The organism is Erwinia sp. HR93 (assembly GCF_034555055.1).
Classification (GTDB): Bacteria; Pseudomonadota; Gammaproteobacteria; order Enterobacterales; family Enterobacteriaceae; genus Apirhabdus; species Apirhabdus apintestini.
In genome coordinates this window covers 2,205,263-2,229,325 of sequence record NZ_JAXUDP010000001.1, presented here as the reverse complement: position 1 = coordinate 2,229,325, position 24,063 = coordinate 2,205,263, and the positions used below count along the sequence as shown (strand labels likewise).

Sequence of the window (24,063 nt, the reverse complement as noted above, 5' to 3'; positions counted from 1 at the left end):
TCTCCTCGTCAAAAGGAAGAGAGTAGCAGCACAGCTTATTTGACGATATGCCGATTTATTTCTAACGATAACAGAAACAAAAAAGCCGGTAGCGCAATGCCACCGGCTTTCTCACATTCCGGATTAGAAATCCTGCTGAGGCTCGGTAACATCCTCATTTAATTCGGCAACCGGGAAATCAGGCAGGCCATCCTGATTATTCAACAGCAACTCGCGAAGCTTCTTCTCAATTTCTGAAGCGATAGCCGGATTTTCTTTCATATAGCTACTGGCGTTGGCTTTGCCTTGACCAACTTTATCACCGTTATAGCTATACCAGGCGCCTGCTTTCTCAATCAGCTTATGCTTCACGCCCAAATCAACCAGCTCACCGTAGAAATTAATCCCTTCGCCATAGAGGATTTGAAATTCAGCCTGTTTAAACGGCGCAGCGACTTTGTTTTTAACAACTTTAACGCGCGTTTCGCTTCCAATAACGTTATCCCCTTCTTTCACCGCCCCAATACGGCGAATATCGAGGCGCACAGATGCATAGAACTTCAGCGCGTTACCACCGGTAGTTGTTTCAGGGTTGCCGAACATCACCCCAATTTTCATACGAATCTGGTTTATGAAGATAAGCAGCGTGTTGGACTGCTTCAGGTTACCGGCCAGCTTACGCATTGCCTGGCTCATCATACGAGCGGCCAAGCCCATATGCGAATCACCGATTTCACCTTCAATTTCCGCTTTCGGCGTCAGCGCCGCGACGGAGTCAACTACCAGCACATCTACCGCGCCAGAGCGCGCCAGCGCATCGCAAATCTCCAGCGCCTGCTCACCTGTATCTGGCTGAGAACAAAGAAGATTATCAATATCAACGCCAAGTTTACGCGCATAAACCGGGTCCAGCGCATGCTCCGCATCGATAAAAGCACAGGTTTTCCCTTCACGCTGAGCGGCAGCGATCACCTGTAGCGTCAGCGTGGTTTTACCGGAGGATTCAGGACCATAGATTTCAACGATGCGCCCCATCGGCAAACCGCCCGCACCAAGCGCGATATCCAGAGACAGAGAACCGGTAGAGATGGTTTCTACATCCATTGTGCGATCTTCACCCAGACGCATGATGGAGCCTTTACCAAATTGTTTTTCAATCTGGCCCAGCGCCGCCGCTAACGCCTTCTGTTTGTTTTCGTCGATAGCCATTATTACTCCTCATGCAGGGAGAAGCGCAGTCACGCTACTCACGCGTATCACAATATGATGATGATTCAGTTGCTGTAATTATACTGTATGATTGTACAGTATCAAGCATTTTGTAGAAATTGTTGCCACAGCGTTTTTAACGCGAATGCAGTGGCCTGCATTCTAATCGCTTCCCGATCGCCGCTGAAGCACTTACGGTATGTCAATATACGGTTTTCCTGCGTCGCAAAGCCAAACCAAACGGTACCGACCGGCTTTTCGACGCTACCGCCATCGGGTCCGGCAATGCCACTAATCGCTATCGCATAATCAGCTTTCGCCGCCAGCAATGCTCCCTGTGCCATTTGGCGAACCACCGGTTCACTAACGGCGCCAAATGCCGATAGCGCGTCGAGGGAAACACCCAGCATCTGCGCTTTAGCATCATTGCTATAGGTCACAAAACCGCGTTCAAACCAGGCTGAACTACCGGCGATATCGGTGAGCACTTTCGCCACCCATCCGCCAGTACAGGACTCCGCCGCCGTCACTGTTTGGCTGCGTCGGCGCAGCGCTTCTCCCAGGCTCTGACTCAGCGCCATAAGTTCACTATCGTTCATGCCAGCTCCCGTGAAATGAGGCAGTAAACAATTACGATATCATTTTCTTAAAAGGAAAAAAGTCACTGATGAGCAAAGCGGAAGATAGGTTCACGATTGTGATGCACTATATTGAAAATAGAGCGCCGGTCCACCTTACGCGGAGGAATTAATGCATCGCCGATAAAAAGCGCGCAAACCCATTGCGCGCCTTTCTGGATCTCCATGCGTAGCGCTTACCTGCGTGCCTGAGCAACAGCCAGCCCAAGTTGCCACACAGCCATCGCATAATGGGTGCTGTGGTTATATCGGGTAATAGCATAGAAATTCGGCAAGCCATACCAATACTGATAGCCAGTACCTATATCCAGGCGCAGCAGGCTAACCTGCTGATGATTCCCCGGCGATTGCTGTGGGGTCAGTCCTGCGCTTGCCAAATCGCTAATCTGATATTTGGTGTTATACCCGGTAGCCAGCCCGGGCGTTTGTCCAATCGCCTGCACGGCAACGGCATCGCCTTTAACCCAGCCGTGCGCCTTAAAGTAATTCGCCACGCTGCCTATCGCGTCTTCTGGGTCCCATAAATTTATGTGCCCATCATGGTTAAAATCAACGGCAAACTGCTTAAACGACGACGGCATAAACTGCCCATACCCCATAGCCCCTGCAAAAGATCCCTTTAATGCCAGCGGATCATCGCTTTCATTACGCGCCATCAGAAGGAAAGTTTCCAGTTCCCCGGCGAAGTACGCCGCGCGGCGCGGGTAATCGAACGCCAGCGTCGCAAGCGCGTCAATAATCCGCGTTTTTCCCATCACGCGCCCCCAGCGCGTTTCTACGCCGATAATGCCGACAATAATTTCAGGCGGCACGCCGTACTGCGCCCAGGCGCGGTCTAATGCGCTTTCATATTGATCCCAAAAGGCGACACCGTTTTGTACATTATCCGGCGTAATGAATTTAGCGCGATAGCGCAGCCACGCCCCGTTTGGCCCCGGTGGCTGCGGAGTGGTTGGCGCCTGACGATCCATCAGACGCAGCACATAATCAAGCCGCTTTGTTTGAGAGAAAATCGCATGTAGCTGCTGGCGATTAAATCCATGCTCTCTGACCATTTTATCAATGAATTTTTCCGCTTCAGGATTCAGCGCAAAATCGCCACCCAGGCGAGACTGGTTATGCTGTGGCGTCATTAAAAAACCGCCTTTGGGCGCCGCAACCAGGCCGCCCGCCTGCGTCTCACTGCCTGAAGCCGCAGACGTCGTTTTTGGCTGGCTACTGCATGCAGAAAGCAAAAATAGCAGTGGCAAAATGGGGGTATAGCGTCGATAAAGCATATGATATCCCTAAAGCTAATCGCAAAAATCAGTGGCGCATATGGTAAAACGTTAGCAGCGAATATGGAAAGGCGCACCGCTTTTTCCAAACGGCGCGCCTGTTTTAGCAAATCTGCCACCGCGACTCGTCATTCCGGCGCGCAGCGCTCCTCTTCTTTCATAAAGGCACGCGCTGGTTTCTGGCTCGACGCAGCGACCTTTTCTCGCATTTCCTTCCACCACGCTTCCCACAATGGTGCGATGGCGTCCCAGTGAAAACGCGCCGCGCTGCGTAAAGCCTCCTGCCGCAGTTGCTCCGGAGCATCTGAGGTTAATACTTCAATCAGCGCCTGCGCCAGCGCCTCTTCATTTCCCGGCTCCACCAGCCGACCTGCCTGGTAGTGTTCCAGCAAATCTCTCGGCCCATAATTTATGGCGAAACTCACCAGCGGCGTGCCAAAACTCAATGCCTCAAGCGCAAACAGCGAAAAACCCTCCTGCAGAGAGCTTAGCACCGCGCAGGCGCTGTCCCGCTGCGCCCGGGCTATGTCATTGGTCACGCTGTGAATCACGATGCTGCCGGATAACCCGGCTGCCGCCACCTGTTTTTCCAGCGCATCGCGCAGCGGCCCGGCTCCCCAGGTGTGCAGCTCGGCATCGGGAAGCTGGGTTAACACGCGCTTAAATGCGCGAATTAACAACGCGTGCTGTTTTTCCGGCGCGTAGCGCGCCATATACAGCACCCGCCGGGCGCTTTTTTTATCGGGCTGAGCGCGCGTCTGAAGCGTTGTAATATGGTGCGGTATTGCGGTAATGCGCTGCGCCGGAAATCCTTCATCGACCAGCGCATCTCGCTGCTCATGCGTAAGGACAAGAATGCGATCGCAATGCTGCGGCTGCTCGATAAGATGCGCATAAGTTTGTTTCAGGCGCCCATCCGATAGCCGGTGCGTGGAGTGCAAGGCCGTAGTTAAGGTTGCTTTGAATCTCGACTGGGGGCGTGACAGCACAAAATCACGCCACGGCGCATTCTTATCCACTAAAAAATGCCACTCTGTTTCCGGTGCCAGCCCTGCCTCCAGCACCGCCGCGCAAAACTCAGAATCCCGGGTAAACGTCCGCAGTCCGGACGAGCGGGTATGCAGCGTAATATCCAGCAACCGCGCTTTTCCGTCGCTAATCTGCCAGCGTTTACGCAGTAAAATTTGCCCTTCACTATTGATAAAATCATCGCAGCGTAAGTTATCAATGATATTCCCTGCGATGCGCGAAAGCCGCCCTGGGCCGCCCGGGCCGCGCGCCTCTGCTATTCCCAGCGGCAGTATTTGCCCGCGCGCCAGCAGCCGGTGCAATCTATCGTAGATGCTTTCCACCCGCACGCTTTCCGGCAGTTCGCCGCTGGCGCGCCAGGCCTCGGCGTTTGCCGCAAGTCCGGTGTTCCACGCTGCCGTAATAATGCGCGGCGTGATATTTAACCGGCGGGCAAAAAGCGTCGCGCGACGCAGGGTCGCATTTTCAATACCGTTCCCTACCCGGCGCATATCCCCGCCTAAAAACACTAACTGCGGCTGGGTTTCCTGCGCGTCGAGCGCGCGCTGTTTTAGATATTTACTGTATGCGACATACCCGGACAAGTAGTGCTCCACATCGTCGATACGCACGCGAAACCCGTGGTGACGAATAAAAAAACTGCCAACGATTCGCGCCGGATTTTTAAAAAACATCGCCAGTTCCGGCCAGAAATAACCGTTCAATAAATATCGCGCCCGAGCCTCCAGCGCGTGATAAAACGCCTCAACGTCGAAGTCATCCAACAGATGCCGGTAAGGCGAATCCGCCAGCCGGGTTATCATGCGCTGGGCGGCCATCATAAGCTCCAGCAGCGTGGGATAAGTGGTTATTCGATTTTCAACAAAATCCAGATGATCGCGCACATTATCCAGCCCAAACCGGTAATACTCTTCTTTCGGTCGCCAGCGCGTGAGTTCATTTACGCAGTAGCTCAACCAGTGGTCATGCGCCTGCCAGTGCTTTTCTGCGATAAAGTAGCCGAACGCGCGCTCAACAATATCCAGCCAGCGCTCTTCAAGCGTCAGCGCATACAGTCTCATCAGCGCAAATGCCGCCTCGCCGTCGTAATAAATAATCCGGCGCACCTCTTTTACCCGCAGATCGGGCGAATGAAGGACGTGCACAAAGCTCCCGCTGGTAGCGTCCTGCATAAAAGCGATGCCGTGCGCCAGGCGGCGCATGTTCGGCACATAGCGCCGATCGCCGGTCAGTTCGGTATATTTGGCCAGCGCCAGAATACACACCGCGTTGCCGCCGAGTTTAATTTCATCCCCCACGTCCACCAGAAAATCGGCGCGGGTGCCGTCGGGTAGCATATGGGGCCGAATTAGCTCTTCCGTCAGCCTCACCAGCGCCCGCTCTATCGCCGCACGCTGCGCCGGCGCCTGCGTCAGTTCCCAGCCCTCAAGTAACGCATAGGTCGAACTGGCGTGGCGCAGCGCATTATAAGAAGGAATGCGTCTGTCAAAGCAGGGAAACCAGCCGTAATAATATTCGCCGCTTTTACGCACCTGGTGCGCCAGGTATTCAGAAGCGCTGGCAATCGCGGCGGGAAGCTGTGTTTCCTGCCAGTCAGGCACCTGTCGATACCCGGCGTGGCGCCCGGTGTGTTCAATGGGGTAAAGCCCGCTGTTATCGCAAAACAGCGCGCGGGTGGTAAAACAGCCGATTTGCTGCTGCGGCGTTTCCGGCCAGTTTAGCGTCTCGCCAAAACGCATCTGACTGTAGCGCGCCAGGTTGCCCTCATTTGGCACCGCCACGCTGGAATCCCCCTGATACAGCAGCGCATTCCCCTGCAGCTCTTGTTCCAGCATCGCGTGATTAAAAGCGACGTCCAGCGTTAGCCCGTAATGGAAGTAATTGCGTTTCGTGGCGGCCATCCGCTGACGCAGCGCTTCCCAGCTTAATGTCTCCACGCGGTCAACAACATCAATACGCAGCCAGCAAATATCCCGACGCTGCCGTTTACGCCAGCGCTGCAAATGGCGCGCGCCATCAAGCCACGCGTGCGCAAAATTGCTCCCGCGGCCAATCAACACCGTCGCGCGCGATGCGCCGTCGCTCACGCTAAAGAAAATAACCTGAGCGGGCCAGGGAGCGGGTAAACTCTCTGGTGCATAGCGTTCTGCCTGGCGACGCGCCTGCTCCAGAAAATGGTTCAGCGGCATGAGGTCTCCTTGTTTAAAAATGGCTTGCGCGCGTTAGCGATGACGCCGGTAAAGGCGGTCTGCGCCGGCAACGGGGGCGCTAATCTGGCCCACCGGCGGTGAGCAACAGCACACTGTGCCAGCGTACAAACCCGCGTCAGCATAGTTCCACCTGTCAAACCGACCGGCTTTCGCGCACCGCCGTCGCCCGCGCGCTGCCTACAGCTTGTCGAAGCGATGTACGCACCGAAATAATCTGGCGAAAGCGCCAGGCTCCGTTTAAAGGATGCATTTTTCCCAAAACAGAAACCGCCGCTTAAAGGCGAGTCATCAGGCCGGGAGCCGCATCGCAGATGTCCCGGGTTACCCACACACCGCGCGCCTGATAATGAGCAAGGATTAACGTTCACGCAGCGCCTCTTTAACCCGGTTAAACGGCTTGATTAAGTAGTCGGCAATGGTTTTCTCACCGGTTTTGATATCGACCGAGGCAATCATGCCGGGCGAAATATAAAAACGCCGCCCCGCTTTGTTTTGCAGATAATCATTGCCGGTACGAATAAACACCCGGTAATAGTAATTTTCCGGTTTTACTTCATCCTGAATAGTATCCGGAGAGATGCCTTCAACCCGGCCGCTCAGCCCGCCGTAAATCGCGAAGTCATAAGCGGTAATTTTGACCAAAGCCTCCTGACCCGGATGAATAAATGCGATATCCCGCGGCGAAATGCGCGCCTCAATCAGCAGCCGATCGTCAACCGGCACGATTTCCATTAACTCGCCGTTAGGCGGAATAACGCCGCCAATAGTGGTGACTTTGATATTTTTTACGATACCGCGCACCGGCGAGCGCACCGTCATGCGATTGACCGAATCTGAACGACCGCGAATAATTTCCGACAGGGAATTGACCTCTGCGCTGGCTTTCGCCAGCTCTTCACGCGCCTGAACGTAATATTGAGAACGAATATCGATGAGTTTCAAATCGAGATCGGATTTTTGGCGCTGCAGCCGCAAAACCTCCACCTGGCTGGACGCCCCGGAAGCCGCCAGCCTGCGGGTGATGTTTAATTCATGCGTTACCGCCGCCAAAGACTCTTTCAGACGCGCCTCGGTATCAGTGAGCTGCGCGCGGCGCGCTTTATATAGCCGCGTCTCCGCCGCTATCAAAGCAGGCCAGGGTACCAGGCTGGAGGGGAAACTGAGCGGCAGATCGTTCACCTCCGCCTGTAAACGCGCGCTGGCCGCCAGCGACGCGCGATAGCGCGCCGCGCTTTCTCCCACGTTCGACTCGGAACGCGTGGGATCCAGGCGCGCCACAATTTGCCCCGCTTCAACGCGCGCGCCTTCCCGCACGTTTAACTGGGTTATGACCCCGCCGTCCAGCGATTGCAGCACCTGTTCACGGGAGCTAGGGATCACTTTGCCTGTGCCGTTAGACACTTCATCCAATATACCAAACCAGGCCCATATCGCAGCCACCGCCAGCAGCAAAAACGATGCCATGACTATCCGCGAAGAGCGCGCGGTTTCGCTGTCACCTTCTTCCTCCCAGCGCGCTTCGTCGCGCCGACGATGGCGCCCGAGCGCCTGCATCCATTCAGCTTTCATTGGCCGCCTCCTGGCGTTCACTGGCGCCGGCGGCGCGATTCACGGCTTTTTCTTTCGGCGCATCCATTGCCAGCGCGCCGTCTTTAAGGACTAATACACGGTCCACCAATTCCAGCACCGCCGCGCGATGCGTTGCCACCACAAGAGTGCGACCTGCCAGCCACGCTTTTAACCGCAGAATGAAATCCCGTTCCGTGTGTTCATCCAGCGACGCCGTGGGTTCGTCCAGCAGCACAATGTTGGGGTCGCGCAGCAGCATGCGCGTAAGCAAAATAGACTGTCGCTGCCCGCCGGAGAGACCCGTCCCGCCCTCCATCACCTGATGATTCAATCCCTGAGGCAGGCGCCGGATAAAATCCGCCGCGGCGCAAACCTCAAGCGCGTGAAAGATTTCATCGTCGCTGGCCTGCGGTGCGCCCATGGTCAGATTATCTCGCAGCGTGCCGCAAAACAGGCGGGCGTTTTGCGTCATTAATCCGATATTGCGCCGCACATCCGCCACGTCGATATGCGGCAGGCTCAGAGCATCAAGACGTAATTCCCCGCTGCTCAACGTCACACCGCCAATCATTGCCTGCAGCAGCGTCGATTTCCCCGCGCCGTTGCGGCCAAGAACCGCCACCCGCTCGCCGGGCTGGATCTCAAGCCTGGCGATGTGCAGCGGCGGCTGCCCGCTATCCGCCCGGTACTGAAATACCGCATCATTAAATTGGTAATGACCGTAGAGCACCGCGCGGCGGACTTTTTTATCCTCCGCGCCGTTTTCCACCGGCAATTTCATCAGCTCATCAAGACTCAGTTTCGCCGCTTTTACCTGCTGCCAGCGCGCCAGCACGCCGCACAGCGCGGTGATGGGCGAAATCATACGTGAGGACAGTAGCGAGGCGGCGACCATGGCCCCGGTCGTCATATTCCCTTCAATAACCTGAGGCGCGCCGATCACCACCACGCTGGCGTACACCAGATTCTGGATAGTCATCCCCCAGGCTACCAATCCCTGGGTCAGTTTACGCGTGCGCACTCCGGACTGGGCGGCAACGCGAATATCCCGATCCCACTGTTGGGTAAACCGGTTTTCTGCCTGTAACAGTTTGATATCTTCCAGTCCCTGCAAACTCTCTACCAGTACCGCGTTGCGGCGCGTGCTCTCTTCCGTGCTTTGGCGCGCAAGGGCGGCCAGTTTCTTTTGCAGCAGCAGGCCTGGGATAACCATCAGCAGCGCGGCGGCGGGCGCTATCCACGCGAGCTGAGGCGACACAATCGCTAACACCAGTAAGAAAAGAAGAAAGAACGGCATATCGACGATGACGGAGACGGTCGTCGACGTCACCATTTCACGAATCTGCTCAAGATCGCGCACCTGGGAAATAAAGTTACCGGTAGAGCGCGGAACCGCGCTACTGCGCAGCCTGAGCGCGTGGCTAAATACGCGGTTGGAGACGCGAATATCCGCCTGCTTACCCAACAGGTCGGTGATATGGCTGCGCAGTAGCCGCAGCCCAAACGAAAACGCCACGGCGATTAATACGCCGATAAACAGCACATACAGCGTCGGGAATGACTGAGCCGGGATCACCCTGTCGTACACCTGCATGGAAAAAATAATGCCCGCCAGCGCCAGCACGTTAACAATCAGCGACGCCAGCATCACGTGCCACCACGGCTTCAGGCGGCGCAGGATCGTACGGCGCAGCCAGTCAGGATGCCAGGGCGCGCCTTCCTCACCGCTATCATCTAACTGAATTGCCGCCGGGCGAAACGCGGCGACATAGAGTATCTGCGGGAGTAGCGCGCTAAACGCTAGCGTATTGATCAGCGCATTATCGCGCATCAGGCGCACGCCCACGCTATCCTCACCGTCATAGCTTTCAATGATACCGACCTGACCATCGGTAAACTGCACGACAAGCGGCAGACGCCAGAGGGATAAATCGCCGTGCTCGCCGGCAAGGATTCCGCCGCGCAGGCCCGCTAAGCGCGACAGATTGCTTAGCGCCTCGTCCAGCGTTTTATCCTGCTGCCAGCGCGCGGCAGCTTCCAGCGTTCCGGCGGAATAATCGAGCTGATAGCGGCGGGCAAGATGCGCCAGTGCCGCAACCCAGGGAACCAGAGCGCCCGCCGTCACAACGGCGCTCTGCGCAGGAGCGTTATCCTGAGAAGTCATGGCTGAACCTCCACGCCCTGAATGGCGTGCCTATCGAGCGCGAATGCGGTACGCATCCTTCCCGTGTTGTACAGGCAGTCCAACTGCAGCGTACGCAGTCGGGTCTCGGTTTGCTGCAGGGTAAAGCGGGTCTGATAGATTTCCTGCTCAACGTTCAATACGTCCAGCAGCGGCCGCGATCCAAGTTCCAGATACTGCATTTGATACAGCTCGCGCGTTTCTTCACCGAGGCTGCGCTGGCGGCGCTGGATTTGCAGCGCCTGCTGCAGGCCTGTCGCTTCATCCCGCGCCTCATGTAATTGCTGACGCGCCTTAAGCTGGGCCGATTTTACGCCGGCGCTTGCTGCTTCCAGGCTATGACGGGCGGCATCGCGAGAGGCAGACAGCCCGCCGCCCTGGTAGAGCGGCATTTTGACGCGTACCCACGCGGAATACTGAGTCCTGTCCAGCGTCCGGCTATTTGCGTATCGGTTATTAAGGTAGTGCGTGACTTCCGGCTCCAGCGAGATAGTAGGCAGCATTTGTGCATTGGCGTTATCCAGCTGCGCGGAAGCCTGGTTCGCCTGCGCCCAGGCAGCAAGAACGGATGGCACCAGGCGATCGTCTACTTTATCGGTCTGACAGGCATTCAGCAGTCCAGACGGAAAATCATTGCTGATATCGCCAACGCTCTGCCAGCCAAGCCAGGTGGCGAGAGACGCGCGCCAGCGATCGAGGCTTGCCTGGTATTGGGTTAACGTGGCCTGTGCGCCTTCGATACGGGTCTGCGTTTGCACCACATCAGATCGCGAGCTGGCGCCTTCGCTATTACGCATATTAGCCAGCCCGGCGATGTGATTCAGCGCCTCAAGCTGCTGGCGCGAGATATCGACCAGCTGCTGGTAGCCCTGAACCTGCACCAGCGCCGCCGCCGCATCGTGAGCCACCATATCGATACTGACTAATACATTGGCCTGCTGCTGTGCGACTGCGGCATTAGCCTCGCGCACGGAACTGGCCACTTTGCCGAAATCATAAAGCATTTGAGAAAGCGACAGCACTAGAGACGGGCTGTAGCCGTGATCGGAATAGGAGTTGGTAATTCCGCTATCAAAGCCGCCGTTGACCTGAGGGTAATATTTGGCCTCGGCGATATTAACCTTTTCCGCTTCGGCAAAAAGTTTACCCACTTCGGCGCCGATATCAGGATGCCAGCGCACCGCGCGCTGAACCGCCCGGTTAATATCCAGCATGCCCGTCGGCGGTGCGAGAGTATCGCCGCCGTCGCTGCCGGTCAGGCTGGGAAGTGCGGATTGCTGCGCCAGGTTTTGTGCGCTGATAGATGTACCCGTTGTTGCTGATTCCGCCGCGAATGCCGGCGTAATACCCGTAATGCTATAGGCCGCGATCAACACCAGCGGCACGATAAGGCAATGAACTCCGGGTTTGCCCGGAATGTGCTGTTTCATAGGTAATCCTGCGCGTCTTTATGCGACGACTATTGTTATGTTTACCTCTCAGGCGGCGGTCAAAAGCAATTGCCCTATAAAATGTTCCGCGCCCGCACTACTCCTTTATGCCAATATCCGGCACATCCCTGTGCCGGTTTTTTACTTACCCAATATCTTGTGCATTATGGTGCTGCAACAATTCCTCCAGCGTTGCGTGCGTGTCCTCCAGCGTAATTAGCTGCGTTGAGTGATACTTACTCCCCTCACCGTCGCGGTCGATGGAGACAACGGTGTCACCATTTTTGTAACTGACCGAGAGGTAATCACCCACATCACTGCTGGCGTTAAACCCGGAGAGCAGGCTGTTAACGTCAATGTGATCGCCCTGTGCCGCGGAGAAATCGGTCCAGATATTGCCGGTACCGTTACCGCCGGTCGCATCGCTGGCGTTGAGCAGATGGAACATCACCGTATCGCCCGACGCCCCTAACGTGTAGGTATCGTCATAGGCCGTACTGGTCGCGATATCCGCCTGCGCGCCGCCTTTGATAGCCAGATGCATATCAACGGTCAGGGTCGCATCCGCCGTGGCACCGCCGCGCGCGGCCAGATGATAGTCAAACGTCTCTTTACTGGTGATAGAGGCGGTATCAACGCCGCTATTTAAAGAGTAGTTGTAACTACCGTCATTGTGCAGCGTCAGCACGCCGTACTTACCATTGATCGTCACGGAGTCAGGGCCGCTGGTGTGCGACAGCGTATGCGCATGACCGCTCGCATCGTTGATGGAAAGCGTGGTGTAAAGTGACCCAACATTATCTGCAGTGCCGTGCGAGCCGCTGCCGTCCAGGATATTGCCGTTAACGTGTACGCCAGCGCCGGTATGGAAGCTATCCAGATCCACTTCCTTCCCGCTAATGGCTGAGGTAATGGTTATCGTGGAGACAGAAAGCGCGCCCACTTTGCCCTGCAGCGTCATGGTGTAAGTCCCTTCATGCAGCGTCAGGCCGTCCAGTGAAATTGTTGGATTGCTGCCCAACAGTGAACTGCCATTTACGGTTGCCGTTTTCAGTACGGTGCCGTTTGCATCCATGATGCTATAGATAACGCTGATACCCGTTAGCGCCGCACCTGAGATATTGAACCCAAGGTGCACATCTTTCAGGACCGTGCCATCCGCGACGTCAAAGTGGGTGCTAACTACCGAGCTGCTGGTCGCACTCAGCAGTGCCGACTTCCAGCTTACGGTAGAGCCGGTTTCGTCATAATCTTCCACCACCTGATCGGCGTTCGCGGCCAGATTAACCACATCGTCTGCTGCACTGACGCCGTGTACGGCAACGTCAATATTCAACTTCGCGCTGCTGGAAGCCCCATTCACACCGGTAATGATGTAGGTAAAGCTTTCAGGCCCGGTTATCGACGACGGCGGAATCCCCTGGTGAAGCGCATAGGTATAGTTGCCATGTGCATCAATAGTGAGCGTGCCGTATTTACCTTCGATTTCCGTGGTGCCGCTACGGGCGATAGCCACATCGTTTACTTTGGTTACCAGACTTCCTGCCGGACCATTATCAGCCCCGTGTCCGGTGTCATCGCCGTTAATCAGATTACCGTTAACGTGGCCCGCTTCGGTTTGAACGGCGTGAGTGACATCCGATAGCATATGCAGCGTATATCCAGTCGCGACTGATACTCCGCCATCCGCCTGCAGCAGGAAGATGTAATTGCCCGCAGGCAGCGTCAGTGTCAATGCGTCAGATTTACCGCCCAGCAGCGGTACGCGCAGCCAGTTATCCACAAACTTATACTGTTCGTAGTGCCCGGTTTCAGCGTTGTATTGATAGATATACAGATCAAAGGTGGAAGCCACCGACACGCCGCCCGCCGTTGCCTGAATCGTCACGGTTCTAACAGAATCATCCGCCACAGAGAGCTGCGCCTGGTTTTGCAGATCCAGCAGGCTGGCATCCAGTACTTCGCCAAGCCCAATGTTCGCCAGTAGAATGCCCGTCTTCGCCGAGGCGCCGTGATCGATATCCTCAACGGTAGTACCCACATTCAATTGAGCGTGATCGTCCACGGCTTTCAGGTCCGGAATACCGGGGTTGACGGTTAATGTCGCCGAGCTGGTTGATCCGTTAGGCGCGGTAAGCGTATAGGTAAAGTTCTCGTTTTCCTTGAGATCTGACGGTGACAGCCCATCGCGCAAGGTGTAGGTATAATTCCCCTCGGAATCGATAGACAGCGTGCCGTACTTACCTTCAATTTCGGTATGCCCCTCACTCGCCACGGCCACGCCATTCACATGGCTTATCACGGTACCTTGCGGCGCGGTATCCGCTCCGTGGGTTTCATCGCCGGCGACAACATTGCCGGTGGCTGAAGTTTCCGTGGTATGAACCGTCGTGGTCACGTCAGATTTCACGTTTAGGGTATAACCGGTTAATACGGACAGGCCGTTATCCGCTTGTAGCAGGAAGACATAATCCCCCTGCGGCAGCGTCAACGTCAGCTCATCCGACCGCCCGCCCAGCAACGGCAGGTTCAGCCAGTTATCCACCACCTTATATTGCTCATACTGCCCGGTCGAAGCGTTGTACTGATAGATATACAGGTCAAAAGTGGATGCAACGGCTAGTCCACCTGCGTTGGCCTGGATAGTCACCGTGCGCGTGGCGTCATTGCCTACCGACATCTGGACCTGATTTTGTAGATCAATCAGCGAGACATCCAGCACATCGCCCAGCCCAACGTTCGCCAGTAACACCCCGGTGGCAGAAGACGCGCCGTTATCCGTTTCTGTCGTCGTGGTATTCACTTCCAGTGAGATGTTGTCATCCACGGCAATCGGCGCATCGGCGTCCGCATCCGAATCGGCATCGCTGTCCGCATCTGCATCGCTGTCTGCATCCGCATCGCTGTCGGCGTCTGCGTCGCTATCGGCGTCAGAATCGCTGTCCGCATCCGCATCACTATCGGCGTCCGAGTCGCTGTCCGCGTCTGCGTCACTGTCAGAATCTGAGTCGCTGTCCGCATCCGCATCGCTGTCTGAGTCTGAGTCGCTGTCCGCATCCGCGTCGCTGTCTGAGTCCGAATCGCTGTCAGAGTCCGAATCGCTGTCAGAATCCGAATCACTGTCCGCGTCTGCGTCGCTGTCTGAGTCCGAGTCGCTGTCTGAGTCCGAGTCGCTGTCCGCATCCGCGTCGCTGTCAGCATCCGAATCGCTGTCCGCATCTGCGTCGCTGTCGGAATCCGAGTCGCTATCCGCATCCGCATCGCTATCAGAATCCGAGTCGCTGTCCGCGTCTGCGTCGCTGTCGGAATCCGAATCGCTGTCCGCATCCGCGTCGCTGTCAGAATCCGAATCGCTGTCCGCATCTGCGTCGCTGTCGGAATCCGAGTCGCTATCCGCATCCGCATCGCTGTCTGAGTCTGAGTCGCTGTCCGCATCCGCGTCGCTGTCTGAGTCCGAATCGCTGTCAGAATCCGAATCGCTGTCCGCATCCGCGTCGCTGTCAGAGTCCGAATCGCTGTCAGAATCCGAATCACTGTCCGCGTCTGCGTCGCTGTCGGAATCCGAATCGCTGTCCGCATCCGCGTCGCTGTCAGAATCCGAGTCACTGTCCGCATCCGAATCGCTGTCTGCATCTGCGTCGCTGTCCGCATCCGCATCGCTGTCGGAATCCGCGTCGCTGTCTGAGTCCGAGTCGCTGTCCGCATCCGAATCGCTGTCTGCATCTGCGTCGCTGTCCGCATCCGCATCGCTGTCCGCATCCGCGTCGCTGTCAGAATCCGAGTCACTGTCCGCATCCGAATCGCTGTCTGCATCTGCGTCGCTGTCCGCATCCGCATCGCTGTCGGAATCCGCGTCGCTGTCTGAGTCCGAGTCGCTGTCCGCATCCGAATCGCTGTCTGCATCTGCGTCGCTGTCCGCATCCGAATCGCTGTCAGAATCCGAGTCACTGTCCGCATCCGCGTCGCTGTCAGAGTCCGAATCGCTGTCTGAGTCCGAGTCGCTGTCCGCATCCGCATCGCTGTCGGAATCCGAGTCGCTGTCCGCATCCGCATCGCTGTCCGCATCCGCATCGCTGTCCGCATCTGCGTCGCTGTCAGAATCCGAATCGCTGTCAGAATCCGAATCGCTGTCCGCATCCGCGTCGCTGTCTGAGTCCGAATCACTGTCCGCATCTGCGTCGCTGTCGGAATCCGCATCGCTGTCTGCATCCGCATCGCTGTCGGAATCCGCGTCGCTGTCCGCGTCTGAGTCACTGTCGGAATCCGAATCGCTGTCCGCATCTGCGTCGCTGTCCGAGTCCGAGTCGCTGTCGGAATCCGAATCGCTGTCCGCATCCGCATCGCTGTCGGAATCCGAATCGCTGTCCGCATCCGCATCGCTGTCAGAATCCGAGTCGCTGTCCGCATCCGAATCGCTGTCCGCATCCGCATCGCTGTCAGAATCCGAGTCGCTGTCCGCATCCGCATCGCTGTCCGCGTCTGAGTCACTGTCGGAATCCGAATCGCTGTCCGCATCTGCGTCGCTGTCTGAGTCCGAGTCGCTGTCGGAATCCGAATCGCTGTCGGAATCCGAATCGCTGTCAGAATCCGAGTCGCTGTCTGCATCTGCGTCGCTGTCGGAATCCGAGTCGCTGTCTGAGTCCGAGTCGCTGTCCGCATCTGCGTCGCTGTCGGAATCCGCGTCGCTGTCCGCATCCGCATCGCTGTCGGAATCCGCGTCGCTGTCCGCATCCGCATCGCTGTCGGCGTCCGAGTCGCTGTCGGAATCCGCGTCGCTGTCCGCATCCGCATCGCTGTCGGCGTCCGAATCGCTGTCCGCATCAGCGTCGCTGTCGGAATCCGCGTCGCTGTCCGCGTCTGCGTCGCTGTCGGAATCCGAATCGCTGTCCGCATCCGCATCGCTGTCAGAATCCGAGTCGCTGTCCGCATCCGAATCGCTGTCCGCATCAGCGTCACTATCGGAATCCGAGTCGCTGTCCGCATCCGCGTCGCTGTCGGCGTCCGAATCGCTGTCCGCATCCGCGTCGCTGTCAGAATCGTCATCCGGATCGGGCTTGTTTACTACAGGCCCGCCGGGAGGATGCCCATTGCCACGGTCATCCGGATCCCGCTCTTCTTCCTGAGAGTGATTGCGATTATCATGGGCATTTGCTCCCATAAGCAAACCTGCGGCCAGCGCGGCCGCTCCCATAATTAATGGGGCTGCATAACCTGAGCCAGAGACGCTTTCCGCGCCTTCTGCGCCCAAAACGTCCAGAGATGAGAGGGGATCGGCATGAAAACCTGTGCCAGGTTCTTTGATCCACCATAGTGCGCCGCTCGCGGGATCTTCAACGACTAAATCGCTGATATTCCCCTGTGCGTCGGCGACGAAGAAATTTTTGATAACAACTTTTCCACCCGACTTCAGCTCTATAATCAGGTCGTTCCCAGAACGCTCTGTCGTAGAAATAGATTCAGGGCTAATTTTGAGTTTTACGATTGAGGACGATGATAGCGATAACTCTCTGGTTCCAGCACCAGTCGCCTGCCCACCGCTCATATCAACAACAGTTATATCTTTCATGTGCACGCACCATTAGCATGGGTTATCGTTTTTATCTGGGCGCCTAAACGCGCCCATTGTTTTTTTGCCGTACGTTGCAAAAAAAGCACGCACGGCGTCTCCTTACCGTTCCCTGTACAGAAACAGTAATTGCAGGAGTCAGCGTTTTAATAACGCCTTCCAGAGGGATACAAACGAACAATCACTCATGACTTATGCCGCAACAAATAGCGTGTTTTATGACACCCGTATCGCTGGCATAGCTTCATGCTGTCCTTATAAGAAGCGCCTCACCGTCTGCCGATGAGGCGTAAATCAGGAGATAACTGTTATTGAAGAATAGGGTTTAATCGTCGCGCACTCACTTAATCACTTTACTGTTAGAGATGTTGTTTTTATTTACTCAGAGGTATGTTTTAAAAGCGTAGACGCGCGCCATAAAAAAACCAGCATCCGGCGCGCATTTTCATAATAAAAAAATGCATATTTATTTTTTTCTAAAAACTATTTCTCTGCCAACGTTAATAAGTTCCAAATAATATTATTAATAAAGGTAGGGATTACCTGAAACATAATATTTAGCATTAATAATTCAAATAAAAACAATATAAAAAACCAATTTCCACCGCTAAAAATCGAATATTAAACCACCTAAAAAGGGCTGTTAGCCTAAATTTTCTAATTAAAACAATAATAATAAATGTCTTCATTACCTTCGCTGGTAAGTTAGTTTTTTTATAACGACGCTCTGAAAAATACGACCTTTATCACATAAATGATTCGCCGCACTCTCGGACAGTGTCGTCAGAATAAGTAGCAGGTTCTCTGCCCTTGCCGCCTTCTTCCCTGCACCCTGATGCAGATCGGATGAATCCATATAGCGCTCAATGGTAAGATAAACATCAACCGGGTCGGGCAGCCAAGGCCGCTATTATCAGGCTGAACTCAGCGTTTAAGCGGCCTCACCCTTCATGCATTCCCGCAGGCGTAGCGCATACCCTGAAGCGACGTTATAGAAGCGTTTTGAGCCGGGATGCCTTCATCACAGCACTTAACAACGAGTAACATCAATATGACAGAGTCTGTTGACAAGGATTTCTCCCACCACACCCCAATGATGCAGCAGTATCTGCGCCTTAAAGCTCAGCATCCTGAGATTCTCTTGTTTTACCGCATGGGCGATTTTTACGAACTGTTTTATGACGATGCCAAACGCGCTTCGCAGTTGCTGGATATCTCACTAACTAAACGCGGCGCTTCGGCGGGCGAACCGATCCCAATGGCAGGAGTACCGCACCACGCGGTAGAAAATTATCTGGCAAAGCTGGTTAATTTAGGTGAATCCGTCGCTATCTGTGAGCAAATTGGCGATCCGGCAACAACTAAAGGTCCGGTCGAACGTAAAGTGGTCCGCATTGTCACTCCCGGTACGATCAGCGACGAAGCCCTACTCCAGGAGCGACAGGATAATTTGCTGGCGGCTATCTGGCAGAGCGGAAAGAAATACGGTTACGCCACGCTGGATATTAGTTCCGGGCGTTTTCGACTCAGCGAACCTGAAGATAGCGAAACGATGGCCGCTGAGCTACAGCGCACCAATCCGGCAGAGCTGCTCTATCACGAAGATTTCCCCGATATGCGCCTTATCGAAGGTCGGCGCGGTCTGCGCCGTCGCCCGCTGTGGGAGTTCGAACTGGAGACCGCGCGCCAGCAGTTGAATTTGCAGTTTGCTACCCGGGATTTAACGGGTTTTGGCGTGGAAAATGCCGTTCAGGGGCTTTGCGCGGCGGGATGCCTGCTGCAATACGTTAAAGATACGCAGCGTACTTCGCTGCCGCATATTCGTTCCATCACCATGGAGCGCCAGCGGGACGGCATCATCATGGATGCGGCAACTCGCCGCAATCTGGAAATCACGCAAAATCTTTCCGGCGGTAGCGAAAATACGCTGGCCTCGGTGCTGGACTGCACGGTAACCCCAATGGGCAGCCGCATGCTAAAACGCTGGCTGCATATGCCACTTAGGGATGTCAAAGTATTAACCCGCCGCCAGCAGACCATCGCTGCATTACAGGATTACAGTGCGGATCTGCAGCCGGTGCTGCGCCAGGTGGGCGATCTGGAGCGTATTCTGGCCCGGCTTGCCCTGCGCACCGCAAGGCCGCGCGATCTGGCGCGCATGCGCACCGCTTTTCAACAATTGCCGGAACTAAACCAGCGGTTAGCGAGCATTGACGTCGAACATATTCAGGCTTTACGCCAGCAGATAGGCGAATTCAGCGAGCTGCGTGAATTGCTGGAAGCGGCGATCATAGAAGCGCCGCCGGTGCTGGTGCGCGACGGCGGCGTCATTGCTCCGGGCTATAACGCCGAACTGGATGAATGGCGCGCGCTGGCGGATGGCGCAACGGATTATCTCGACAGGCTGGAAATTCGCGAACGCGAACGGCTGGGCATTGATACGCTGAAAGTCGGTTTTAATGCCGTCCACGGCTACTATATTCAGGTCAGCCGCGGCCAGAGCCACCTGGTGCCGATAAATTATGTGCGCCGGCAAACATTAAAAAACGCCGAGCGCTATATCATTCCTGAGCTGAAAGAATATGAAGATAAGGTGCTGACCTCCAAAGGAAAGGCCCTGTCTCTTGAAAAACAGCTTTATGACGGCCTGTTCGATCTTCTGCTACCTCATCTCGCGGCTCTGCAGCAAAGCGCCCACGCGCTTTCGGAGCTGGACGTATTGGCGAATCTGGCGGAGCGCGCCGCCACGCTCAACTACACCTGCCCGACGTTTTCTGAGCACCCGGGCATTCACCTGGAAGGCGGGCGACATCCCGTAGTCGAGCGCGTACTGCGCGATCCCTTTATTGCTAACCCACTGCAGCTTTCTACCCAGCGTCGAATGCTAATCATTACCGGGCCGAATATGGGCGGAAAAAGTACGTATATGCGCCAGACCGCGCTGATTGTGCTTATGGCATGGATCGGCAGTTTTGTGCCCGCTCAGCGTGCCGAAATTGGCCCGGTTGACCGTATCTTTACCCGCGTTGGCGCCGCAGACGATCTGGCATCGGGGCGCTCCACATTTATGGTGGAAATGACGGAAACCGCCAATATTTTGCATAACGCCACCGAGCAAAGTCTGGTGCTGATGGATGAAATCGGGCGTGGAACATCCACCTATGACGGCCTTTCTCTGGCGTGGGCGTGCGCGGAGACCCTGGCTAATCGCATCAAGGCTTTGACGCTCTTCGCCACACACTATTTTGAACTCACCACACTGCCCGAAAAAATGGAAGGTGTCGCCAATGTGCACCTTAATGCGGTAGAGCACGGAGACACTATTGCGTTTATGCACAGCGTGCAAGACGGTGCTGCGAGTAAAAGTTACGGGCTGGCCGTCGCTGCGCTGGCCGGGGTGCCGAAAGATGTGGTGAAACGTGCGCGGCAAAAACTGCGCGAACTGGAGCAGCTATCCGGTAACGCATCGGCAACGCAAATTGATGGCACACAAATGTCGCTACTTTCCGTTCCCGAAGAGACTTCTCCGGCAGTTGAAGCGCTGGAGAATCTCGACCCGGATACGCTGACGCCGCGCCAGGCGCTGGAGTGGATTTACCGATTAAAAAGTCTGGTGTGATGAACGGGAATTCTCCCGGCTGATGGCCTTTTAGGGACTATTTTCTCTGCTAAGCCAGGCATCGTTGTCAACGCTATCCAGACTGTGTCAACGTGATGCAAACACCGCCTTCCGCGCGAAGGCGGTGGAGTTACCACGTTGAAGGATGGCGCGATAACGCGCGAAAGACACATTCGTCCATTAATTGAATTTAACGCTAAAAAACCCAGCAATTACTTCATATCCCGATAGGGGTTTTTAGCTGACAGTAAAAAACCACCTTCTTAGATGGTGGCTTTTGAGAAAGCCCCCTGGGGCTATTGTCACCTTCCGGCAATTCCATCTGCTGTTCATGTGTTTGTTCCGTTTTCTCCTGATGTCTCACATATCTTCTGATTATTTCTTCGTTCACATCGACCGTATCTACAAACTACCCTCGGGGCCAAAAATGGTTTCCCCAGCGCGTCTTCCTGATGTGTGGAAAACGATTATAGAGCCTGATGGCACTGCGACCTTTCAAATGACCCATTCGCGTTGATATCGAGATTTTAGGTCGGACGATGACCACCAGATGTACATGAGCTGGCTGAACATTTAACGCCGGAACTTCACAATCCTTTATGCCGCATAGTCCGCATAGAATGTAGATTGCCCTGTAAAGCCCCTTGCCCGGCTTATCTTTACGGATCCTGAATCGATACATTGGCGTCCAGACTGAGTGGTATTTGCAACGCCAATATACCTGTGATGAACGCCTGTAAAGCCCCGTGTTGATTTGTCTCCTTTTACTTGCGATGAGTAAGCAGAGCTATTCCGGCATGGGCATTCTTCAGACTATAGCCCTACAGGATAAATCACCACCTCCCCAGGAGGTGTTTAGGGGTAACAGTAAAAATCCGCCTTCATAGAAGGCGGCAATGCTTTGATGCCCCACTGGGACATCCCAAATCCCTTAAAAAAGTCTCTGCCAGTCTTGTGAGGTTTAAATCCCAAAACAACAAGGCAGAGCCAAAACCCGTTGATGGCCACGCCCATAGAACGTACTTTCAGTTGGCAATAAAAAAAGCCAGCCGATAGCGGCTGGCCTGGTTAATTCAAAGTCGATTATTCACGGAATAGCGCCTCGATATTCAACCCCTGCATTTGCAATATTTCACGTAACCGGCGCAGCCCTTCAACCTGAATCTGCCGAACGCGCTCACGAGTCAGGCCAATCTCACGGCCTACGTCCTCAAGCGTTGCCGCCTCATAGCCAAGCAGACCAAAACGGCGCGCCAGCACTTCACGCTGTTTCGCATTCAACTCAAATAGCCACTTGACGATGCTTTGCTTCATATCGTCGTCCTGCGTGGTATCTTCCGGACCGTTGTCTTTTTCATCGGCCAGAATATCCAGCAGCGCTTTCTCTGAATCGCCGCCGAGAGGCGTATCCACCGATGTAATGCGCTCGTTTAAACGCAGCATACGGCTAACATCATCAACCGGTTTGTCTAACTGCTCGGCTATCTCTTCCGCACTCGGCTCATGATCGAGTTTGTGCGACAGTTCACGTGCTGTCCGCAAGTAGACATTTAATTCTTTAACAATATGAATTGGTAAACGAATGGTACGCGTCTGGTTCATAATGGCCCGTTCAATGGTTTGACGGATCCACCAGGTAGCGTAGGTTGAAAAACGAAAGCCGCGCTCCGGATCGAATTTTTCCACGGCGCGAATCAGCCCCAAATTGCCCTCTTCAATCAAATCTAACAGAGCGAGGCCGCGATTACTGTAGCGACGGGCGATCTTCACCACCAGACGCAGGTTACTTTCAATCATACGCTTGCGGGAAGCAATATCCCCGCGCAGCGCCCGACGAGCGAAGAAAACTTCTTCTTCAGCCGTTAATAGCGGAGAAAAACCGATCTCACCCAAATACAACTGAGTGGCATCAAGAACACGCTGCGTCGCTCCCTGCGCTAGCAGGTCTTCTTCCGCATGGTCTTCGTTATCACCGGGTTCCTCTTCAACTAAAGTTTTCTCGTCGAAAACTTCGACTCCGTTCTCATCAAACTCCGCATCTTCATTTAAATCATGAACTTTCAGCGTATTCTGACTCATAAGGTGGCTCCTACCCGTGATCCCTGAACGAAGCCGCCATCAGACACAATCACCCGGGCCGAAAAGCATCCTGCCCGGGTAAACGGTTTTAATAGCGTACTCCGCCGTGATTATCGCTGCGGTAAATAGCGCAGCGGGTTTACGGATTTCCCCTTGTAACGAATCTCAAAATGCAAACGTGTAGAACTGGTTCCGGTGCTACCCATAGTAGCTATCTTCTGCCCCGCCTTCACTTCCTGTTGTTCCCGAACCAGCATTGTATCGTTATGGGCGTAGGCGCTCAGGTAGTCATCATTATGTTTGATGATTATCAGATTTCCGTAACCGCGCAGAGCGCTGCCAGCATAGACGACGCGCCCACTGGCGGTAGCCTGAATAGCCTGGCCTTTCGAGCCTGCGATATCAATCCCTTTGTTTCCCCCTTCGGAGGCGGAAAAGTTCTCGATAATTTTACCATCTGTTGGCCAGCGCCACGCTGAAATAGGGGAGCTGGTCGACATACTGCTGGCTGTCGGTTCGGTGGTGCCAGTCGCGGGTGCCGTTACGGGTGACGAAATAGTTCCCGTCCCACCGCCGTTTGGCAACACTTTATTAGCACTCTGTTCACCTGAAGTTTCAGAATACGTAATTGTTGGTTTAGAAGCAACAGCAACGTTAGGATTTTGTGCAGGAACTGTTGCCGGTGCGTTCTGCTGCGCGCTGGCATCAGCCTGAGTAATCGCATTGCCGCCGGTGATTGGCGCGCCCGAAGCACTGCCTACCTGCAGCGTTTGCCCAACGTTCAGCCCGTAAGGAGCGGCGATATTATTCCGCTGGGCCAAATCACGAAAATCATTTCCGGTTATCCACGCGATGTAAAACAGGGTGTCGCCGTGTTTGACCGTATAGGTACCGCCGCCGTCATAGCTGCCTTTTGGAATATTGTCATAATGGCGGTTATACACAATCCGCCCATCCTGCATTTGGACCGGCTGAGCCTGTTGCCCCTGCGGCACAGAGGGTGTGACCGCCTGCTGCTGCACAGGCACATTGTTCACCTGCGGCGCCTGCGAGCTCTGCACCGGCGGCGGCTGCGTCACCAGCATACCGCCGCTGCCGCCGTTATTCCCACCGACGGAGCTTATTGGTGCCTGTGGATTATCGCTGGAACAGCCTGCCAGCCAAAGGCTGACCAGTGACAGAGTTGCGATTCGACGTAAAGTAAAGTTAGGGCTTCCCGCGCTCATTTTTCCCCCGGCGATAACGGTATATAATTTGCGCACTTCATTTAAGTAAA

The 24,063-nt window shown here is 55.0% G+C and carries 12 protein-coding genes and 1 pseudogene; 2 read left to right on the top strand and 11 right to left on the bottom strand.

Annotated elements, in window-relative coordinates:
• Window positions 1–123: 123 nt before the first annotated feature.
• From recA to SFA31_RS10280, 8 genes are all read right to left on the bottom strand, one after another.
• Window positions 124–1,188, bottom strand: a complete 1,065-nt coding sequence (recA, locus tag SFA31_RS10315; RefSeq protein ID WP_322837896.1) for a recombinase RecA — start codon at window positions 1,186–1,188, stop codon at window positions 124–126.
• Window positions 1,189–1,289: 101 nt separating this feature from the next.
• Complete coding sequence (gene pncC / locus SFA31_RS10310; protein ID WP_322837895.1) at window positions 1,290–1,787, bottom strand: nicotinamide-nucleotide amidase; 498 nt, start codon at window positions 1,785–1,787, stop codon at window positions 1,290–1,292.
• A 215-nt stretch (window positions 1,788–2,002) separates the two neighbouring features.
• On the bottom strand, window positions 2,003–3,103 hold the full coding sequence (gene mltB, locus SFA31_RS10305; protein WP_322837894.1) for a lytic murein transglycosylase B: 1,101 nt from the start codon (window positions 3,101–3,103) through the stop codon (window positions 2,003–2,005).
• Between the two features lie 128 nt (window positions 3,104–3,231).
• On the bottom strand, window positions 3,232–6,321 hold the full coding sequence (locus SFA31_RS10300) for a glycosyltransferase (protein ID WP_322837893.1): 3,090 nt from the start codon (window positions 6,319–6,321) through the stop codon (window positions 3,232–3,234).
• A 378-nt stretch (window positions 6,322–6,699) separates the two neighbouring features.
• Window positions 6,700–7,806 carry an HlyD family type I secretion periplasmic adaptor subunit gene (locus SFA31_RS10295; protein ID WP_322839347.1) on the bottom strand — a complete coding sequence of 369 codons (1,107 nt, stop codon included), beginning with the start codon at window positions 7,804–7,806 and terminating at the stop codon, window positions 6,700–6,702.
• A gap of 94 nt (window positions 7,807–7,900) precedes the next feature.
• The gene (locus tag SFA31_RS10290) at window positions 7,901–10,075 is read right to left on the bottom strand and encodes a type I secretion system permease/ATPase (protein ID WP_322837892.1); all 2,175 of its coding nucleotides are present in this window, start codon (window positions 10,073–10,075) and stop codon (window positions 7,901–7,903) included.
• On the bottom strand, window positions 10,072–11,523 hold the full coding sequence (locus SFA31_RS10285) for a TolC family outer membrane protein (protein WP_322837891.1): 1,452 nt from the start codon (window positions 11,521–11,523) through the stop codon (window positions 10,072–10,074). The genes SFA31_RS10290 and SFA31_RS10285 overlap by 4 nt, the downstream gene beginning before the upstream one ends.
• A gap of 145 nt (window positions 11,524–11,668) precedes the next feature.
• Window positions 11,669–17,089 (bottom strand): BapA/Bap/LapF family large adhesin, encoded by a 5,421-nt coding sequence (locus SFA31_RS10280; protein WP_322837890.1) that lies wholly within the window; start codon window positions 17,087–17,089, stop codon window positions 11,669–11,671.
• 1,051 nt (window positions 17,090–18,140) lie between these two features.
• Here SFA31_RS10280 and mutS point away from each other — a divergent pair.
• Complete coding sequence (mutS, locus tag SFA31_RS10275; RefSeq protein WP_322837889.1) at window positions 18,141–20,708, top strand: DNA mismatch repair protein MutS; 2,568 nt, start codon at window positions 18,141–18,143, stop codon at window positions 20,706–20,708.
• 313 nt (window positions 20,709–21,021) lie between these two features.
• Here mutS and tnpA read toward each other — a convergent pair.
• The 3 genes and pseudogenes from tnpA to nlpD form a co-directional block, all read right to left on the bottom strand.
• A pseudogene (gene tnpA, locus SFA31_RS10270) lies at window positions 21,022–21,462 on the bottom strand (IS200/IS605 family transposase); the annotation flags it as partial.
• A gap of 329 nt (window positions 21,463–21,791) precedes the next feature.
• A complete protein-coding gene (gene rpoS / locus SFA31_RS10265; protein WP_322837888.1) occupies window positions 21,792–22,787 on the bottom strand; it encodes an RNA polymerase sigma factor RpoS in 996 nt (331 codons plus the stop codon).
• A gap of 110 nt (window positions 22,788–22,897) precedes the next feature.
• Window positions 22,898–23,962, bottom strand: coding sequence for a murein hydrolase activator NlpD (gene nlpD / locus SFA31_RS10260; protein ID WP_322839346.1), 1,065 nt, complete (start codon window positions 23,960–23,962; stop codon window positions 22,898–22,900).
• Here nlpD and SFA31_RS10255 point away from each other — a divergent pair.
• Window positions 23,880–24,062: a hypothetical protein gene (locus tag SFA31_RS10255; RefSeq protein ID WP_322839345.1), complete on the top strand. Its 183-nt coding sequence runs from the start codon at window positions 23,880–23,882 to the stop codon at window positions 24,060–24,062. The genes nlpD and SFA31_RS10255 overlap by 83 nt on opposite strands.
• Window position 24,063: the final 1 nt, after the last annotated feature.

What these genes read in the sequence shown, in the direction of transcription:
- SFA31_RS10300 (WP_322837893.1), bottom strand. Translation starts at nt 6,321, where the DNA reads ATGCCGCTGAACCATTTTCTGGAGCAGGCGCGTCGCCAGGCAGAACGC.
- SFA31_RS10290 (WP_322837892.1), bottom strand. Translation starts at nt 10,075, where the DNA reads ATGACTTCTCAGGATAACGCTCCTGCGCAGAGCGCCGTTGTGACGGCG.
- SFA31_RS10285 (WP_322837891.1), bottom strand. Translation starts at nt 11,523, where the DNA reads ATGAAACAGCACATTCCGGGCAAACCCGGAGTTCATTGCCTTATCGTG.
- recA (WP_322837896.1), bottom strand. Translation starts at nt 1,188, where the DNA reads ATGGCTATCGACGAAAACAAACAGAAGGCGTTAGCGGCGGCGCTGGGC.
- SFA31_RS10295 (WP_322839347.1), bottom strand. Translation starts at nt 7,806, where the DNA reads ATGGCATCGTTTTTGCTGCTGGCGGTGGCTGCGATATGGGCCTGGTTT.
- mltB (WP_322837894.1), bottom strand. Translation starts at nt 3,103, where the DNA reads ATGCTTTATCGACGCTATACCCCCATTTTGCCACTGCTATTTTTGCTT.
- SFA31_RS10280 (WP_322837890.1), bottom strand. Translation starts at nt 17,089, where the DNA reads ATGAAAGATATAACTGTTGTTGATATGAGCGGTGGGCAGGCGACTGGT.
- pncC (WP_322837895.1), bottom strand. Translation starts at nt 1,787, where the DNA reads ATGAACGATAGTGAACTTATGGCGCTGAGTCAGAGCCTGGGAGAAGCG.
- rpoS (WP_322837888.1), bottom strand. Translation starts at nt 22,787, where the DNA reads ATGAGTCAGAATACGCTGAAAGTTCATGATTTAAATGAAGATGCGGAG.
- mutS (WP_322837889.1), top strand. Translation starts at nt 18,141, where the DNA reads ATGACAGAGTCTGTTGACAAGGATTTCTCCCACCACACCCCAATGATG.